15 protein-coding genes are annotated in these 17,417 nt (G+C 37.6%); 9 read left to right on the forward strand and 6 right to left on the reverse strand.

The features are described 5' to 3' along the window. The first annotated feature begins 67 nt into the window (after window positions 1-67). The 7 genes from ACZLXV_RS01200 to ACZLXV_RS01230 all read left to right on the forward strand — a co-directional run bounded on the left by ACZLXV_RS01200 (window position 68) and on the right by ACZLXV_RS01230 (window position 8,353). A complete protein-coding gene (locus ACZLXV_RS01200; RefSeq protein ID WP_482382245.1) occupies window positions 68-2,497 on the forward strand; it encodes a glycoside hydrolase family 5 protein in 2,430 nt (809 codons plus the stop codon). A gap of 179 nt (window positions 2,498-2,676) precedes the next feature. Beyond that, window positions 2,677-4,044: an NAD(P)/FAD-dependent oxidoreductase gene (locus ACZLXV_RS01205; RefSeq protein WP_482382246.1), complete on the forward strand. Its 1,368-nt coding sequence runs from the start codon at window positions 2,677-2,679 to the stop codon at window positions 4,042-4,044. A 73-nt stretch (window positions 4,045-4,117) separates the two neighbouring features. Beyond that, complete coding sequence (locus tag ACZLXV_RS01210) at window positions 4,118-5,071, forward strand: cysteine-rich small domain-containing protein (protein ID WP_482382247.1); 954 nt, start codon at window positions 4,118-4,120, stop codon at window positions 5,069-5,071. A gap of 231 nt (window positions 5,072-5,302) precedes the next feature. Further along, complete coding sequence (locus ACZLXV_RS01215) at window positions 5,303-6,544, forward strand: ammonium transporter (RefSeq protein ID WP_022224204.1); 1,242 nt, start codon at window positions 5,303-5,305, stop codon at window positions 6,542-6,544. 30 nt (window positions 6,545-6,574) lie between these two features. Then, window positions 6,575-6,931 (forward strand): P-II family nitrogen regulator, encoded by a 357-nt coding sequence (locus ACZLXV_RS01220; protein ID WP_022224203.1) that lies wholly within the window; start codon window positions 6,575-6,577, stop codon window positions 6,929-6,931. 183 nt (window positions 6,932-7,114) lie between these two features. Next, window positions 7,115-7,786, forward strand: coding sequence for an MBL fold metallo-hydrolase (locus ACZLXV_RS01225; protein WP_482382248.1), 672 nt, complete (start codon window positions 7,115-7,117; stop codon window positions 7,784-7,786). Between the two features lie 81 nt (window positions 7,787-7,867). After that, window positions 7,868-8,353 carry an HD domain-containing protein gene (locus tag ACZLXV_RS01230; RefSeq protein ID WP_482382249.1) on the forward strand — a complete coding sequence of 162 codons (486 nt, stop codon included), beginning with the start codon at window positions 7,868-7,870 and terminating at the stop codon, window positions 8,351-8,353. A gap of 19 nt (window positions 8,354-8,372) precedes the next feature. On the opposite strand, the gene ACZLXV_RS01235 is transcribed toward ACZLXV_RS01230, so the two are convergent. Continuing rightward, window positions 8,373-9,215 (reverse strand): LysR family transcriptional regulator, encoded by an 843-nt coding sequence (locus tag ACZLXV_RS01235; protein ID WP_022224200.1) that lies wholly within the window; start codon window positions 9,213-9,215, stop codon window positions 8,373-8,375. Window positions 9,216-9,472: 257 nt separating this feature from the next. Between ACZLXV_RS01235 and ACZLXV_RS01240 the strand changes: the two genes are divergently transcribed. Then, a complete protein-coding gene (locus ACZLXV_RS01240; protein ID WP_482382250.1) occupies window positions 9,473-10,324 on the forward strand; it encodes an aldo/keto reductase in 852 nt (283 codons plus the stop codon). A gap of 160 nt (window positions 10,325-10,484) precedes the next feature. Here ACZLXV_RS01240 and ACZLXV_RS01245 read toward each other — a convergent pair whose 3' ends face one another. Next, window positions 10,485-10,826: a phenylpyruvate tautomerase MIF-related protein gene (locus ACZLXV_RS01245; protein ID WP_482382251.1), complete on the reverse strand. Its 342-nt coding sequence runs from the start codon at window positions 10,824-10,826 to the stop codon at window positions 10,485-10,487. A gap of 203 nt (window positions 10,827-11,029) precedes the next feature. Between ACZLXV_RS01245 and spoIIID the strand changes: the two genes are divergently transcribed. Continuing rightward, complete coding sequence (gene spoIIID, locus ACZLXV_RS01250) at window positions 11,030-11,284, forward strand: sporulation transcriptional regulator SpoIIID (protein WP_482382305.1); 255 nt, start codon at window positions 11,030-11,032, stop codon at window positions 11,282-11,284. 99 nt (window positions 11,285-11,383) lie between these two features. Here the strand turns inward: spoIIID and ACZLXV_RS01255 are convergent, their stop codons facing one another. The 4 genes from ACZLXV_RS01255 to ACZLXV_RS01270 all read right to left on the reverse strand — a co-directional run bounded on the left by ACZLXV_RS01255 (window position 11,384) and on the right by ACZLXV_RS01270 (window position 17,407). After that, window positions 11,384-13,681: a glycoside hydrolase family 3 C-terminal domain-containing protein gene (locus ACZLXV_RS01255; protein ID WP_482382252.1), complete on the reverse strand. Its 2,298-nt coding sequence runs from the start codon at window positions 13,679-13,681 to the stop codon at window positions 11,384-11,386. Window positions 13,682-13,696: 15 nt separating this feature from the next. Further along, window positions 13,697-15,703, reverse strand: coding sequence for a glycoside hydrolase family 31 protein (locus tag ACZLXV_RS01260; RefSeq protein ID WP_482382253.1), 2,007 nt, complete (start codon window positions 15,701-15,703; stop codon window positions 13,697-13,699). Between the two features lie 239 nt (window positions 15,704-15,942). Beyond that, on the reverse strand, window positions 15,943-16,566 hold the full coding sequence (locus tag ACZLXV_RS01265; RefSeq protein WP_482382254.1) for a cytidylate kinase-like family protein: 624 nt from the start codon (window positions 16,564-16,566) through the stop codon (window positions 15,943-15,945). Window positions 16,567-16,696: 130 nt separating this feature from the next. Beyond that, window positions 16,697-17,407, reverse strand: a complete 711-nt coding sequence (locus ACZLXV_RS01270) for an ABC transporter ATP-binding protein (RefSeq protein ID WP_482382255.1) — start codon at window positions 17,405-17,407, stop codon at window positions 16,697-16,699. Window positions 17,408-17,417: the final 10 nt, after the last annotated feature.

Consider the following 17,417-nt stretch of genomic DNA (forward strand, 5'->3'; position numbering starts at 1 on the left):
CGTGATAGTTATTTTTTATGTCTCGTTTTATGATAGAAGTAAAACAGAGAAAGGAAGGGTAGTATTTATGAGAAAATACGGAAAAAAATTATTAGGCTTACTTTTAGCGGCCTCTTTGTTAGTGACAGGTGTTAATATTTCCGGTGTAAATTCATCTAAAGCAAGTGCAGCAGATGACTCGCAGAGAAATAATACAAATGTTGTAACAGATGGAAAGCTTTCAGACAGTAACTTGACAACAGAGCATTTATCAGCAAACGGTATCGCAACAAAAGATAACGGTCTGATGCGTGCAAATATTTCTTCAAAAGAGTTCATGACAAAAGATGGTATGGGTCTTGGATGGAACTTAGGTAATCAGTTGGAGGAAAGTAATGTATCGGGTTACCGTAAAACTGTTGAAGAGTGTGAGACAAATGCAGGAAATCCTGTTGCTACACAGAAAACTTTTGACGGATTAAAGAAAACAGGCGTAAATACAGTTCGTGTTCCAGTGGCTTGGTCAAATTTCCTTACTATGGAAATTCCAAAGGAAGATGGAACTGTTGAGAAGGTAACAGGTGCAAATAACATGTACAAGGCTGTAGATGCTATCAACACACCTATGGAGGGTGTTACACCTGCTACGGAGGATACATATTACCGCATAAGTACAGAGCTTATGGATCGTATTGAGACAGTAATCAACTATGGATTAAATGACGGAATGTACATTATCTTTAACATCCACTGGGATGGTGGATGGTGGGGAATGTTCGGTGCTGAAGAATGGGATGGTACTCCTTTGGCACAGACGGACATGAAGAAGAATCCAATCCGTTATCAGGCATATAAAAAGTATACAGATATTTGGAAACAGCTTTCTGAGCGTTTCAAAGAATATTCAGACCATGTAATTTTTGAGGGTGCAAACGAAGAGTTATCAGGCCGTTTAAATGATGATTTCAGAGACCCGAGCAAAGCACAGAATGACCAGACAGGTAAACTTCCTAAAGATGGAGATCAGATTTACCAGATGGTCAATGAAATCAATCAGACATTCGTTGATATTGTTCGTGCTTCAGGCGGAAACAATGCATATCGTCAGCTTCTGATTCCGGGTACAGGTAATGAGTCATGTGTAATCGGAGGATATGAGGGAGATACATATGTAAATGATGGTGTTATGGATGAGCGTTTCCATATGCCTAATGACCCAGCCGAAGAATTGACAGGAAAGAAAAAAATGAGTATTTCTGTTCATTACTACGACCCAACTGTGTATGGAATCTCAGCTACAGTGACGACTTCTTGGGGATATCAGGATACATGGGGAACAGAGCAGGATAAAAAAGATATGGATAACAATCTCAGCCGTCTTGTTCCTAAGTTCTCTGACCAGGGTTACGGCGTTATTCTTGGTGAATGTGGATGTGTTAAGGGATACAAAGATGGTGTAACAGACTATGCAGACACTATTTTCAAATTAGCATTGGAAAAAGGTATGTGCCCTGTATGGTGGGATGAAGGACATTACTATGACCGTTCTAAGGGTTATTGGTCTTATGTAGACCTTGGAGAGTCATTCATGAAAGTTTATGGCATCACATTAGACCCTGTTGCAGACAAAGAGTTCATCAACCCTAAACCATTCTATACAGGAATCAAATCTGTTCCGTATACAAAGAACCAAAGTCCGAAGGTTGTTGCAACTTGGGAAGGCGAGTTCATGAGACATACAAATGCAGAAACTTCTGATCTTTTGCTTCAGACCCGTCCGGATGATGTTACAAAGTTTGTAAATGCCAATGGCGGTATCGAAATCGGTATAAAGAAAACAACTAAAGAAGACAATTTGAAAGCAGTTATTGATCAGGTATGCTGGAATATTTCGGTGACGACAGACTGGTCTAAGATTAAGGAGCCTTGTATAAGAGTTTACCCAATGGACAATGATATTAGTAACAGTGCCGACCTTCAGCTTGGTTACATCGGTGCATACAAAGCTACAGATACAGGTGTATTAAATGGTAAGCATGAAGTTGGAGACATGAAAGGTATTGTTAAATATGATGTAGATTACATGCCTGACTGCAACCAGATATGGAAAGACAAATATGTTCAGCTTGACAAAGAAGCGTTGACAGTTCTGCCTTGGCTCTGGGTAACAACAAATACTTATAGCGGTGCTTCTTATGTTAAAATTGAAATCTGCGATGCCGCATACAATGCAGACGGTTCTGTATACGGCGGGCAGCAGACAAATAATAATACTACTACAACAAAGGCTACAGTTAAGAAGGTTACTAAGAGTGTTAAGGTTAAGAAGAGCGTCAAAGTTAAAGTTCGCTCTAATAAGACTGAGAAAGCTACAGTTAAGGTGGCAAAGAAGTCTATCGCTACAGCATCACTTAGCGGAAATAATGTTGTAATCAAGGGTAAGAAGAAAGGTACTACAGTTGTTACTGTTACTACTAAGAAGAAGATTTACAAGATTACGGTTAAAGTAAAAAAATAGGATATTAGTACGAAAAAAATAATTATTCGTTGTACCGGAATATATCTGATTGCATAAAATATGCATCTAGTGTAAAATGAATACAGAAGCGGGTTAAATTACTTGTACAGGTAAATTTAGCTATGCTTCTGTATTTTTGTATTCTAAAGTTTTTTATCCTGAAAGGAGGATGAAGTTATATGAAATATGACATTATAATTGTAGGTGCCGGTCCGGGAGGAATTTTTGCATCATATGAACTTGTAAAGAAAAATCCTGAAGTTAATGTTGCCGTATTTGAAACCGGTCATTCTCTTGAAAAACGAGTTTGTCCTATAGATGGAGATAAGATAAAAAGCTGTATAAATTGTAAAAGCTGTTCAATAATGAACGGTTTTGGAGGTGCAGGAGCTTTCTCGGATGGAAAATATAATATAACAAATCAGTTTGGCGGTACACTGTACGAATATATAGGAAAAAATAAAGCACTTGACCTTATGTATTATGTTGACGAATTGAATCTTAAATATGGCGGAGAGGGAACAAAACTTTACTCTACTGCAAATACTGAGATAAAGAAATTATGTGTGCAGAACGGACTTCATCTGCTCGATGCATCAGTGAGACATTTGGGAACAGATAAGAACTATGTTGTTCTTGAAAATCTTTATGCTGAACTCAAAGATAAGGTAGATTTTTATTTTGATACACCTGTAGACAGCGTTTTGCAGAATGGAGACGGTTATATCATAAAAACTGCAAAGGGTGATTATGAGTGTGATAAATGTATAATTTCAGCCGGAAGAAGCGGAAGTAAATGGATGGAAAAAGTCTGTTCAGAGCTTAATATTCCGACAAAATCAAATCGTGTTGACATCGGCGTGAGAGTTGAACTTCCGGCGGAAGTATTTTCACACCTTACGGATGAACTTTATGAGAGTAAAATTGTTTACAGAACGGCAAAATTTGAAGATTTGGTTCGTACATTCTGTATGAATCCGCATGGAGTTGTCGTAAATGAAAATACAAACGGAATAGTTACGGTAAATGGTCACAGTTATGAAGACCCAAGCAAACATACTGAAAACACAAACTTTGCGCTTTTGGTTGCAAAACATTTTTCAGAGCCGTTCAGAGACAGTAACGGATATGGGGAAAGTATAGCAAAACTTTCAAATATGCTTGGTGGAGGTGTTCTGGTTCAGAGATTTGGTGACCTTATAAGAGGCAGAAGAAGCAATGCAACACGTATAGCAGAAGGTTTTGTGACACCTACGCTTTCTGCAACACCGGGTGATTTGAGTCTTGTAATGCCAAAGAGAATACTTGACGGAATAATTGAAATGATTTATGCACTTGATAAAATTGCGCCGGGAACAGCAAACGATGATACACTTTTATATGGTGTTGAAGTTAAGTTCTACAATATGGAAGTTGAGATTGATGAAAATCTTGAAACTCCGCTTAAGGGACTTTATGTTATCGGTGACTGCAGCGGTGTGACACATTCACTGTCTCATGCGTCAGCAAGCGGTGTTCACGTTGCAAGAGCTATTGCAGGTGAATAATGTGATACAAGGTTTAAAATATCTGTTGACCTAAATATCATATTACAAAAATATCACGAAGTGAGGAATACAAATGGCAGAAAATTATTCATTTTTTTCAAATAAAAAATGCGAATATTTTCCATGTCACAAGGTATCAGATAAAATAGCAGAAGAGGACTTTAATTGCCTTTTCTGCTATTGTCCTTTATATCTTAAAAAAGGGTGTCCCGGAAATCCTGTTTATCTTGTGACAGCTAATGGAGAGAAAATAAAAGATTGTTCAGAATGTACTTTTCCGCACAGGGCAGCCAATTACGGCAAAGTGCTGGAGTGTCTTATGGAGAAAGATGAGATACTTGAAGTGGAAATAAATGAGCTGATTGTGGATATGGAAGCAGAAATTGAGAAGTCTTGTGGATTTGACACAATGGATGCGGAGATGAAGAGACAGCATAAAGAAATCATAAGTGCATCATATGACAAATTTTTTATTGGAAAAAAAATAGAAGTTTTATTGAAGCAATTGGATAAGAGTGTTGTTACATCGGAGAGATTTGTGTTTGGAGAAGAAAAAATAAAATGTAATGCACTCGAGAGAATGAATGTAAAAGACGGAGACATAGACTGCATTTATCTTTATACATTTGGAATAAAGGAAATTGATGAGAGTAAATTAAAAGAAAGTTCTCTTCTTGAAAAATATTATGTTGAATGTTTAATGATAGCAGCGACAGATGTACTTAGAGACTGGCTTAGGAAGTATATAGAGAGAAAGCATAGCGTAAGACATAAAAAGTATGTATCGGACTCTTTCGGACCGGGATTTTATGGAATGGATGTAGATGCGGTTCCAAAGCTTGTAAAGCTGACAGATGGTGAAAAGGTTGGAGTTTCCACTGATGAAAACGGAAATATGCATCCGGTAAAAAGCTGTATAGGAATTTTTATTGTGACAAAAAAGGAGTGCGTGGAAAGAATTAAGGATTGTGCATTTTGTATCGGGAATAAGGGCGGCTGTGCGGTATGTCGGGGAAAAACAGTGTAAAGAATTTTAAATAAACAGTAGCTGCATAGCAGCGGCTGACAGCTTTATGAATGTAGGAGATGAAAAGCTAAACTGTTACAAAATTTGGATATATCTGTAAAAAAATGGTTGCAATCAAAAATGACTTGTGCTATACTGCAAAGCATGACGAAGATGTCTAAAGCTTGAGAAAGCTCTAGGCATCTTTTTTGCTTTTTAGAAAATATATTTTGGGAAGAGAGGTAAAGTTTTATGAATTCAGGTGATACAGCGTTTATGCTCATTTGTACGGCATTTGTGTTTTTTATGACACCGGGACTTGCATTTTTTTACGGAGGTCTTGTAAGGAGAAAAAATGTATGTAATACAATGATGGCGTGTGTTTCAATTATGGGACTTTCAGTTGTAATGTGGACATTGTTTGGTTATTCTCTTGCATTTGGAGGCAATCATGGAGGAATTATAGGTGATTTAAGATGGATTGGTTTAAATCATGTCGGAATGAAACCGGGTCCATATGCGGATACAATACCGCATCTTGTATTCTGTGCATTTCAGATGATGTTTGCCATGATAACACCTGCACTTATAACAGGTTCTCTTGTTGGAAGAATGAAATTTAAGGCATTATTTATATTTGTTGCAATATGGTCAGTAATAGTTTATTATCCGATGGCTCATATGGTATGGGGTGAAGGAGGACTTCTCGCAGCAATGGGTTCTGTCGATTTTGCAGGCGGAGATGTGGTACATATCAGTTCAGGTGTGAGTGCACTTGTACTTGCGATTATTCTTGGCAGACGACGCGGTTATGAGGTTACGACATACCGTATTCACAATATTCCGTTTGTTGTGCTTGGAGCATCACTTCTCTGGTTTGGATGGTTTGGATTCAATGCGGGAAGTTCACTTAAAGCGGACGGACTTGCAGCTCATGCGTTTATGACATCGGCAATTTCAGCAGCTTCAGCACTTCTTTCATGGATGCTTATTGATACTGTTATCAGTAAAAAGACAACACTCGTCGGAGCAAGTACAGGTCTTGTTGTAGGGCTTGTGGCAATCACACCGGGAGCAGGTTTTGTGCCAATCTGGGCTTCATTTATCATCGGAGCACTTGTAAGTCCGATTTGCTATTTTGGTGTGGCACTTATAAAGAAAAAGCTTAAAATAGATGATGCGCTTGATGCTTTTGGATGTCATGGTATCGGTGGTATCTGGGGAGGAATTGCAACAGGTATATTTACACAGAAATCAATAAACAGCACAGCAAAATGGGACGGACTTATATTTGGTGATTATCACTTGTTTGTTGCACAGATAGCTGGTATTCTAGTAACAGCGGCTGTAGCAGTAGTGGGAACTTTAATATGCGTAGCAATTGTAAGATTATTTACACCGCTTCGTGTTGATAAGCGTGAGGAACAGCTTGGACTTGATATTTCACAGCACGGCGAGAGTGCTTATCCAAGTTTCAACGGACTTGACCAGTAAAGAGTGTGTATGTCTAGGAGGATGATATATATGATGATTAAAATAGATGCTTTTATAAGAGAAGAAAAGTTTGAGGATGTAAAAGCTGCATTAAATTCAATAGGTGTAAATGGAATGACTGTTTCACAGGTTATGGGATGTGGAATCCAGCGAGGATATAAAGAGGTTGTAAGAGGTATGCAGGTTGACATGCAGATGCAGCCTAAGATTAAATTTGAGATTGTTGTCTCATCAGAAGAATGGGAAGAAAAGACGATAAATGCCATTCAGGAAGCGGCATTTACGGGAGAGACAGGTGACGGAAAGATTTTCAGCTATGAGATAAGAACAGCTCAGAAAATCAGAACAAAGGAAACAGGCTACGACGCTATTCAGGCAACTGAATAATACTATTTTATACAATTCATTTTATAAAAGGGTACTTCTTTAAAGAGGTACTCTTTTACTTTGCAAAATATTTGCCATATAATGTTATAATACGATTAGTAAGTAAGGCTGGTGTACCGGCAAAATCGTTGTTAAAATTAAAAATGTGTGGCAAAAATAGTAAATATTTAAACGGAGATTTGTATGCAGGATAAAATTCAGTTAAATTTAGATAAAAATAATATACCGATGTGGCGTAATATCACAGATAAAATCAGTTATATCACACCAACTATGCAACCGCTTTCAGCGAATGTATGTGTTATAGAGGGCGAAGATTATTTATGGGTATATGATGTTGGAAAAAATAGTTTTGTCTCGGACATGCTTTCAAAAATTTCCCAGGAAAAAGGAAAAGATATTAAAATTGTTTTATCCCATTTTCATCCTGACCATATTGCAAATCTGCAATACATAAAATGGTCTAAGCTGTATCAGGGAAAAAATACATACAAATATACACATATTGGGGAAGTTGTGGAAGAGGAAATACGCATAGATAAATCAGAAGCAAATCTGAGTATTTTTCCAATGCCGTCAAGCCATGCGAAAGGTTCGCTGGCACTTATGGCAGATGAGACATATTGTCTGCTTGGTGATGCGTTATATCCGGCTCATAAGGGTAACAAAACAGTTTACAATGCAGGAATGGTGAAACAACAGATAGACCTGCTGAATAAAATACCTGCATCATACATTCTTTTAAGCCACAGAGAGCCGTTTGTGCAGAAAAAACAGGCTGTTATAGCGTGGCTTTGTGAGATATATTCTAAACGGGAGAAAAATCAGCCGTGGATTGATGCCGGTAATGTGTGATTGAAAACAACTTAAAAAGTAAATATAATGGATAAAGTATCGGATATAAAAATAGCTGCAGATAAAGAAAGAAGGAATTATATGTTAAATAAATTACATTATGAAATGATAAAATTATACAACGGAGATGCGAAAAGAATACAGCATTTTTGCAAAGTCCACAGTTATGCGAAGCTTATTGCTGAAATGGAAAATGTCGATGAGCACACATTGTTTATTATTGAAGCTGCGGCATTGACTCACGATATAGGAATACATTTGTGTGAAGAAAAATATGGGAATTGCAATGGAAAACTTCAGGAAAAAGAGGGACCTGCGCTTGCAGAAAAATTGCTTGCAAAGCTTGGATTTATGAAAGATGTAGCAGAGAGAGTGATGTATCTTATAGCCCATCATCATACATATGATGACATAAATGGGATAGATTATCAAATCCTTGTTGAGGCAGATTTCCTTGTAAATATGTATGAGGATGGCTTGTCAAAAGATGCGGTTGAGCATGCGTATAACAAAATATTCAAAACTGATTCAGGCATGAAAATATGTGCTGAAATGTTTGGAATATAGGCAGATGCAGCAGATATAATCAAATGTTTTTAAACACTTGCGTAAATTTTTGTTTTTTACTTTCTTTGACAATGAGGAAAAATGTTACGTTTACCTCAGGGTCAATGAGAGGAATATACACACGATTTTTTGGCTGTATGTAATCATTAAAAGCAATGTCAGTCGTGAAATAAGGCAGTATTGAGGCTTGGATAAGTTCTTCAAATGCCGTGCGGTCTGTCTGCTCAAAAAATTTTGAATCGGGCATTTTTTCGTCGATTATATCACGCCAAAAACCGAGATTTGGCATGACTATCATGTTTTCACCATTTATGTCATAAAGATGCAGGCTTCTCTCATGTGCAAATTTGTGTGTGTCTGTAGGACAAAACATCAGGTGTTCTTCTGAAAAAGTTTTTATAAAGAGTCCGCTTGTATTATCAGGTTTTTGCGGAAGAATTATAAAATCATATGTATCATTAAAAAGACCGACTGTTAAAACGTCAGTCTTTTTTACTTCGGAGGAAAGTGTCATGTCAGGATAAATGCTGCGGAGCAGTTTTGTCAGCAGCTGGCTTGGCATGGGAGCACATGAGCCAACGCTTATTGTATTGTTCATGCGGTCAAATGAACGCACATGGAATACCATGTCATTAACATCATCCACTATCTTTCTGGCATAGGAGACTGCAAGCCTGCCGTTTTCATTAAGAGTGATTTTATTTTTCTGTCTTTCAAAGAGAGAAACCTGAAATTCACTTTCAATCTGCTGCATAGTACGGCTTAAAGAAGGCTGTGAAATATGAAGGACTTCGGCTGCCCTGGACAGAGTTTTGTATTCTGCAAAAGCTATAAGCTGCTCAAGCTGGTATGTTTCTAACATGATTAAAAACCTCCTTGTTTTACTTAATTAACAGTTTAGCAGATTTATATTATAAATCAATATATAGTATTCATTAAATGAATAGCAGTATAAAAATTAAATATTGTTCATTTGAGGAATTTAACACTATAATTTAGACAATGAATTTAAGAGATAATTCTTTAAATCTTCCATTAAAAATGGAAAATAACCAGTGTACTGTATCAATGATACATTACACCAGACAACGTTATAAGAGAATTGAAAGGAGTAAAATTATGGAATACACTACATTAAGTAACGGATTAAAAATGCCGCTTCTCGGATTTGGAGTTTTTCAGGTTCCTGAAGCTGATGTGTGCGAAAAAGCTGTCACAGATGCAATTGCAAGCGGATATCGTCTTATCGATACGGCAGCAGCTTATATGAATGAAGAAGCTGTTGGAGCAGCAATCGCAAAATGCGGAGTGCCTAGAGAAGAACTTTTTATTGCTACAAAGTTATGGGTACAGGATGCAAGTTATGAAGGTGCAAAAGCTGCTGTGGAGAGATCTTTGAAAAAACTTGGAACAGATTATTTAGATTTATATCTTATTCATCAGCCGATGGGTGATTACTATGGTGCTTACCGTGCTATGGAGGAAATGTACAAAGAAGGCAAGCTTAAAGCAATCGGAGTTTGCAATTTCTATCCTCATATATTGGCAGATTTTTGTGAGACAGTAGACATAAAACCGATGGTAAATCAGGTGGAATTACATCCGTTTTTCCAACAGGAAAATGCACTCAGCATTATGAAAGAGTACGGAGTTGTACCGGAAGCATGGGGACCGTTTGCTGAAGGAAATCATGGAATATTTACACATCCGGTTCTTGCTGCTATAGGTGAGAAGTACGGAAAGACACCGGCACAGGTAGCTCTCAGATGGAATGTGCAGAGAGGTGTTGTGGTAATACCGAAGTCAGTTCACAAAGAACGCATGGAACAGAATATGGATGTATGGGATTTTGAGATTTCAGATGAAGATATGAAAGAAATTGCAAAACTTGACCTTGGACACAGTGAGATTGTAGACCATAGCAATCCTGAATTTGTAAAAATGCTTCATGGCTTAAAAGTACATGATTAGATTAGTGCAATATATAAATAAAAGAAGATAAAAATAAAAGAGCAGACAATAAATATGAATATTATTGTCTGCTTATTTGTTTTTAATGACATATCTGTTATTTGTCAATCACAACGCGGATGTGAACATTATGTCGGTGTGAACAATAACTAAAATTATATTAGAAATTGTTTCCGTTCCAGCCCCAGTCGGCTATGCCCTGAAATGTGACGTATACATTTTGACCCGGAATATCAAGTTCATCGGCAAATATCTGACAGATTTTTGCTGTCATTTCATTGCTTTGTGATGAGTTGATTTTACCGAATACACGCACCGAAACAAAAGCACCTTTTTCTAATTTGTTTCCGCCCATGTAAAGGCTGTAATCATCTTCAAAACCAACCATTAAAAAGCTTTCTGTTTTGCCTAGTGTTCCGATAGCCTGTCCGAGTTTCTGTTTAATATTTTCCTCTTTTTCAGCTGAAAGTGAAACTGTTACTTTTGAATCAATAAATGGCATATAACTCCTCCGTTCATAAATTGTTGATATTTATTTTTAGTGTAATGAAAAATAGATTTTAAGTCAAGAATTTTCAGGCAAAATAAATTTCCTTAACAGCCTGTCATAAAATAAACAGCTTTCTCATAAGATGTAAAAAAATAAGAGGAGCTTTTAAAGTGGAAAAGCCAAAATTTAGGAACAGGAGAAGGAAAAATACTTACATAGCAGATGAAAGATTAAGTCAGAGAGCAATAAGTCTTGCCAATTATATGATAGAAAATAAATCTACTGTAAGGCAGGCTGCCAAAATATTTGGTGTCAGCAAATCGACGGTTCATAAAGATCTCACTGAAAGACTTGAAAATATAGATTCGTCATTAGCAATTGAAGTAAGAAAAATCTTAGACTTGAACAAATCGGAAAGACATATCAGAGGGGGGATGGCAACAAAAGAAAAATATGCACATATGCATTAGGGAAAAGATAAAGAAACAAGCGAAAATAAAAATGCCTATCCTGTTGGCCAATAGGATAGGCAATGTTTATACGATAAGGTAGATTGTTGCGAAAAATATTTACTCCCCTTTATTTATTTCATTTATTGCATTCTGTATGTCTTCGTATTTTAATTCATCAGGTGTAAATGAAAGTGTAGAATGAAGCGGAACACCTCCAAAGCCGCATTTAAGGTCTTTAAGTTCTTCTTCTTCGGTTTTTGGAGACTCTTCTTTGTGCTGTGCTTTCACACACTTCATAAGCATTTCATCGAGCGGAGCTTTGTTTTTGGCAAAGCGTTCAACATCTTCACAAGTCGTTGATTTATTTACAACGAAAGGAATTTTAGTTGTAGATGTTATTGAGACTGCTTTTTGCATTTTAATATCTCTTGATGATGCGCCTATAAGTATTTTATATTCGCCTGATGGTGCATACCAATCATGTATGGTTTCATTATAATATGCCCAGCTTCTAAAGTTCAGGGTGAAAGTTACGGTTTTTGTTTCGCCTGCTGCAAGTTTAACTTTGGCAAAATCTTTAAGTTCTTTGACAGGTCTGTTATCCTCGTCAATATGATTTCTGATATAAAGCTGAACGATTTCTGCGCCGTCAACATCGCCTATGTTTGTTATATCAACACTTACATTTACGTTTTCATTATCTTTAAATGAAAAATTGCTTTCAGATATATCATTACCGTTTATTTTCATATTGTCATATCTGAATTTTGTATAACTCAATCCATAGCCGAATGGGAACAGAACATTCATTTTCTTCTTGTCGTAGTATCTGTAACCTATAAAGACACCTTCATTGTAATTTACTTTATCCCTGTTGCCCGGGAAGTTTAAGTAGGCAGGTGTGTCCTCTAACTGCATAGGGAATGACTCAGCAAGCTTTCCGGATGGATTTGCAATGCCGAATAAAAGGTTGACGGCAGCAGCACCTGACGCTTCTCCGGCGAGATACATTTCAAGAACGGCGTTTACTTTGCCAAGCCAAGGCATAGTGATGGCTGAGCCGTTATGTAATACAACAACTACGTTTTTTTGAACTTTGCATATTTCTTCAATGAGTTCATTCTGGCATTTTGGCATATCAATATGAGTTCTGTCAAAACCTTCATTTTCAAATGCATCCGGCAATCCGGCAAAGATTACGGCAATATCTGCATTTTTAGCTGTATTTAATGCTTCGTTTAAGAGGTTTTCGTCTGTCTGTTCATTGTCTGTATTATATCCCTTTGCATATGTGACGTCTGCAAGTTCTTTTACACAATTAAGTGCGGTATCGATTTTGTGGCAGTTTATATGACTTGAACCGCCGCCCTGAATACGTGGATTGTCAGCAAATTCACCTATAAATGCTATGTTCTGGTTTTTGCTGAGAGGGAGTGCACCGTTATTTTTGAGAAGAACGGCACAATTTTCTGCTGTCTCCTGTGCAATTTCATGATGCCATTCCATATCGTATTTAAAGCCTGAATGTTTGTCTTTTGAATCAAGTGAATTGTCAACAAGAGTGAGTATTCGTCTTACGGCTGTATCAAGTGTTTCAATATCAAGGGTACCGTCATTTACGGCTTTTACGATAAGTTTATCTGTTTCACCGTGGCTTGATGGCATTTCAAGGTCAAGACCGGCTTTGAGTGCTTTTACCCTGTCATTCATGGCTCCCCAGTCAGTCATGACAAGTCCCTCATATCCCCATTTGTCTCTCAAAGTATCAGTCAGAAGTTCTTTGTTTTCACAGGAATATTCTCCGTTTATCTGATTGTAGCTGCACATGATTGTCCATGGTTTAGCCTGTTTTACAACTTTTTCAAATGCCGTAAGGTATGTTTCGTTGAGAGTTCTTTCATCAATTTCAGCACTTATGCTCATTCTGCGCCATTCCTGATTGTTGGCTGCAAAATGTTTAAGGCTTGTGCCAATGTCATTTTTTTGTACACCGTTGACAAAAGCAGCTCCCATTTCTCCGGCGAGATAGGGGTCTTCTGAGAAATATTCAAAATTTCTTCCGCATAGAGGAGAGCGTTTCATGTTTATACCGGGTCCGAGCAGTACAGAAATATCTTCACTTTGGCATTCTTTACCGAGGGCATTTCCTACATTTTCAATTAAATCTCTGTCAAATGAGCATGCGAGAGCTGATGCAGTCGGAAAACATATAGCTTCAATACTTTCAAGAAGTCCAAAATGAGCAGGGCTGTCATCCTCCTTGCGAAGTCCGTGAGGTCCGTCTGAAACCATGACTGAAGGCAGATTAAGCCTTTCGATTTTCTTTGTGTGCCATGCATCGGCAGCAGAACAAAGAGAAGCTTTTTCTTCAAGTGTCATTTCTGAAATCAGATTGTCAATATTTATTTTTTTCATATATTATATCCTCCATTAAATTTCTCCAATAAGATATTTATTTGAACCATCTTTAAGGAATACCGGAATGGTATCGATTGGTGCATCGATATTATAGGTTTTGCCGCCTTCATAGACTTCGCCGTTGTGGGCAGATGTCCATGAGTGACCTTTCGGCAGATAAACTTCTCGTCTGGTTTCGTGCTCATGGCATATAGGAGCAACAAGAATTTCATTTCCAAACATATACTCGTCGTAAATGTCCCAGCAGTTATCATCAGGAAATTCGTAGAAAAGTGTACGCATGACAGGAGTTCCTTTTTCATGTGCTTCTTTCATAATACCACGTATATAGTCTTTCATAAGTTCGCGTACATGAATGAATTTGACCATAATTTTTTCTGCATCTTCACCATAACTCCATACTTCATTATCTGCACCTGTTCCTTCACGAACTTCACCGGCTTTATTTTTTAAATTGGTGTATGGCTGGCGGCAGCCGTGTATTCTCATAACAGGACAGAAAGTTCCAAATTGGAACCAGCGGAGTAAAAGTTCTTTGAAATCATCACTTTCAATATTTCCGCCATGAAATCCGCCTATATCTGTTGTCCACCACGGGATGCCGCAAAGTCCCATATGAAGTCCGGCGCATATCTGTTTACGGAAATCTTCATATGAAGACCAAATGTCACCTGACCACACAAGGGCACCGTATTTTTGACTTCCTACCCATGCACAGCGGACGAGATTGACTATATCAGTCTGTCCCATTTCTTTCTGGCCTTCATAAAAAAGTCTGGAATATTCTCTGGGATATATATTTCCTACTTTTGAAACAGGCCCTGCATGATATTGGTAACGCTCATAATTGTAATTTGTAAATTCAGGTTCGGCTTCATCAAGCCAAAATGTTTTTACACCCATGTCAGCATAATTTTTTTTGCATTTTTCCCAGACATATTTTCTTGTACGAGGGTTAGTTGCATCCATAAATACGTTGTTTCCGTGGAAGGTCATTTGAACGTCTATACCTGAGTTTTGTTTTACAAGAAGCCCTTGTTGCTTCATTTCCTCAAAATTTTCACTGTTCCATTCAACCTGTGGCCAGATGGAAACCATCGTTTCAATGCCCATGTCGTGCAATTCTTTTATCATTTTTTCAGGTTCAGGGAAATATTCTTCATCAAAACGCCAGTCACCGCAATGTGGCCAGTGGTAATAGTCGATAACTAAAACATCAACGGGAATATTTCTTTTTTTGTATTCTTTTGCGATGTCGAGTACCTGTTTCTGATTGTAGTAGCGGAGTTTACATTGCCAAAATCCAAGACCATATTCCGGCATCATAGGGGATTTTCCGGTACAGCAGGCAAATTGTTCTTCAATTTGTGACGGAGAGTTGCCGGCTGTTATCCAATAGTCCATCTTGTCTGTATCTTCGGCAATCCATTCAGTAGTATTTTTTCCGAAATGGACTTCGCCGACGGCAGCGTTGTGCCAGAGAAAACCATATCCAAGATTTGAAATATAAAAAGGAATACTTGCCTGTGAATTTCGGTGTGCAAGTTCGAGATTGCAGCCTTTAAGGTCAAAAATTTCCTGCTGATATTGTCCCATTCCGTATATTTTTTCAGAGGGTGAAGGTTCAAAACTGACCCTTAATTTATAACTGCCACCGTTGAGAGTGTGAAAATAACGTGCTTTTCTTGTCAATGCACCGCCGTTGCTGATTTCACGAAGCAGAAGTTTATTCTGCCCGTTATAAAAAGAAATCTGTAAAGCATTTCCCCATTCCTGAACATATAATTTTGCTGTGATAAGTCCGTTTTTGATAACGGCATGACGTTCGTCAATTATACGGATGTCAATATCTGACGGATTGTTTACATTGGGATTGATAAGAGCAGCATTTCCATCCGGGATTTTATCCATGAGTGATGACTGCACACGCAGACTGTTGTCACCCCATGCAGCAATAATTACAAGTTCGCCGTCATTGCGGAAAAATAATTCTTTGTCGGTAAATTCAAAAAAATTCATAGATACCTCCTTTTATATGTATGTAATGATGTTGAGGTCAAAAGGTATTTTGACCCTTGCGTCATGTGTTTTTTATTATAAATAAGAATCTTTAAAATATATCGTTGTTAATAATATAATTCAAATAGGCGTATATATCAATCTTTATATAAAACAAAAACAGCCATAAATTTTAGACATCCGCATTAACGGGATGAATGAAATTTATAGCTGTCTGTTATAAGATTTTGATTTAGTATTTATTTTCCAAAGCGGATTTTTGCATATTCCTCTATTTCGAGGGCACAATTTTCAAAACCGAGTTTTGAACTGTCAAGACAAAGGTCATAATATCTTGCGTCAGTCCAGTGGTGTCCGGTATGATAGCGGTAATAGTCAGAACGGTATTTATCAGTGCGCTCAATAAATTTTTTCATCTCTTTCTCGCTGAAACTGTTACGTTCCATGGCCCTTGCAAGGCAGAAGTTTTCATCGGCATGAACAAACACGCTGAGTACATTAGGGTTGTCTTTCAGAATGTAGTTTGCGCATCTTCCTACAATGATGCAGGATTCCTTTTCGGCAAGTTCCTTGATGGTTTTGGCCTGATAATTAAAAAGGTTGTCATCGGAAGTAAAGCCCTTATCTTCAGGAGGAAGAAGTTCACCTGTATAAGTATGGCTTAATGTTTTAAGCCATACGGCATGGCGGAGTTTTTCGTCTGACATACCGAAAAGCCTTTCGTTGATTCCGCTGTCCTCAGAAGCTATTTTAAGAATTTCACGACTGTAGCAGTTGATACCAAGTTTCTGGGCAAGCATGGCAGCGATAGTCTTTCCACCACTGCCATACTGGCGTGAAACAGTAATAATCATATTTCCCATAGTAATACCTCCTTTATTTTTATTAAAGATATAAAGTAAAGAGTAGTGGATTACAGAAGAATGTATAATGGCATCTTTATTAAGATTCCTATATATTCTTCTAATGCCAAACTCGCTAAAGCTTGGCTATTTATTCACCTAAATAAGCTTTCTTTATCGAATCGTCTTCAAGCAGGTCACTTGCTTTTCCACTTGTGACAATTTTTCCGGTTTCAAGTACATATGCTCTATCTGCGATAGAAAGAGCTTTTTTAGCATTCTGTTCTACAAGAAGAACAGTAGTGCCCGATTTGCTGATGGATTCGATAATATCAAATATCTCATTGACAAGGATAGGTGAAAGTCCCATTGATGGCTCATCCATAAGTATAATAGATGGTTTTGACATAAGTGCACGTCCCATTGCGAGCATCTGCTGCTCACCGCCGCTCAATGTACCTGCTGATTGATTTTTTCTCTCGGCAAGTCTTGGAAATCTTTTATATATATTTTCTAAATCTTTGTTTAAATTCTCTTTATCTTTTCGTGTGTATGCACCTAATTTAAGGTTTTCGTACACGCTTAAATCCGCAAAAACACGTCTGCCTTCGGGAACATGAGCCATTCCCATTGATACAATTTTATGTGCAGGTATCTTTGTTATGTCCTCTCCCTCGAAAATAACACTTCCTTTTTTAGGAGAGAGAAGACCGGTGATAGTGTGAAGAGTAGTAGTTTTGCCGGCACCATTGGCACCGATAAGTGCGATAACCTCACCTTTATTTACTTCAAAAGAGATACCTTTGATTGCCTGTATCATACCGTAATATACTTCTAAATCTTTAACTTCAAGCATCGCCATAATTTTATCC

It is taken from the genome of Butyribacter sp., assembly GCF_056818865.1.

Bases quoted from the DNA above. Each gene is read 5' to 3' on its own strand.
- ACZLXV_RS01200 (WP_482382245.1), top strand. From the start codon at position 68: ATGAGAAAATACGGAAAAAAATTATTAGGCTTACTTTTAGCGGCCTCT.
- ACZLXV_RS01205 (WP_482382246.1), top strand. From the start codon at position 2,677: ATGAAATATGACATTATAATTGTAGGTGCCGGTCCGGGAGGAATTTTT.
- ACZLXV_RS01210 (WP_482382247.1), top strand. From the start codon at position 4,118: ATGGCAGAAAATTATTCATTTTTTTCAAATAAAAAATGCGAATATTTT.
- ACZLXV_RS01215 (WP_022224204.1), top strand. From the start codon at position 5,303: ATGAATTCAGGTGATACAGCGTTTATGCTCATTTGTACGGCATTTGTG.
- ACZLXV_RS01220 (WP_022224203.1), top strand. From the start codon at position 6,575: ATGATGATTAAAATAGATGCTTTTATAAGAGAAGAAAAGTTTGAGGAT.
- ACZLXV_RS01225 (WP_482382248.1), top strand. From the start codon at position 7,115: ATGCAGGATAAAATTCAGTTAAATTTAGATAAAAATAATATACCGATG.
- ACZLXV_RS01230 (WP_482382249.1), top strand. From the start codon at position 7,868: ATGTTAAATAAATTACATTATGAAATGATAAAATTATACAACGGAGAT.
- ACZLXV_RS01235 (WP_022224200.1), bottom strand. From the start codon at position 9,215: ATGTTAGAAACATACCAGCTTGAGCAGCTTATAGCTTTTGCAGAATAC.
- ACZLXV_RS01240 (WP_482382250.1), top strand. From the start codon at position 9,473: ATGGAATACACTACATTAAGTAACGGATTAAAAATGCCGCTTCTCGGA.
- ACZLXV_RS01245 (WP_482382251.1), bottom strand. From the start codon at position 10,826: ATGCCATTTATTGATTCAAAAGTAACAGTTTCACTTTCAGCTGAAAAA.
- ACZLXV_RS01255 (WP_482382252.1), bottom strand. From the start codon at position 13,681: ATGAAAAAAATAAATATTGACAATCTGATTTCAGAAATGACACTTGAA.
- ACZLXV_RS01260 (WP_482382253.1), bottom strand. From the start codon at position 15,703: ATGAATTTTTTTGAATTTACCGACAAAGAATTATTTTTCCGCAATGAC.
- ACZLXV_RS01265 (WP_482382254.1), bottom strand. From the start codon at position 16,566: ATGGGAAATATGATTATTACTGTTTCACGCCAGTATGGCAGTGGTGGA.
- ACZLXV_RS01270 (WP_482382255.1), bottom strand. From the start codon at position 17,407: ATGGCGATGCTTGAAGTTAAAGATTTAGAAGTATATTACGGTATGATA.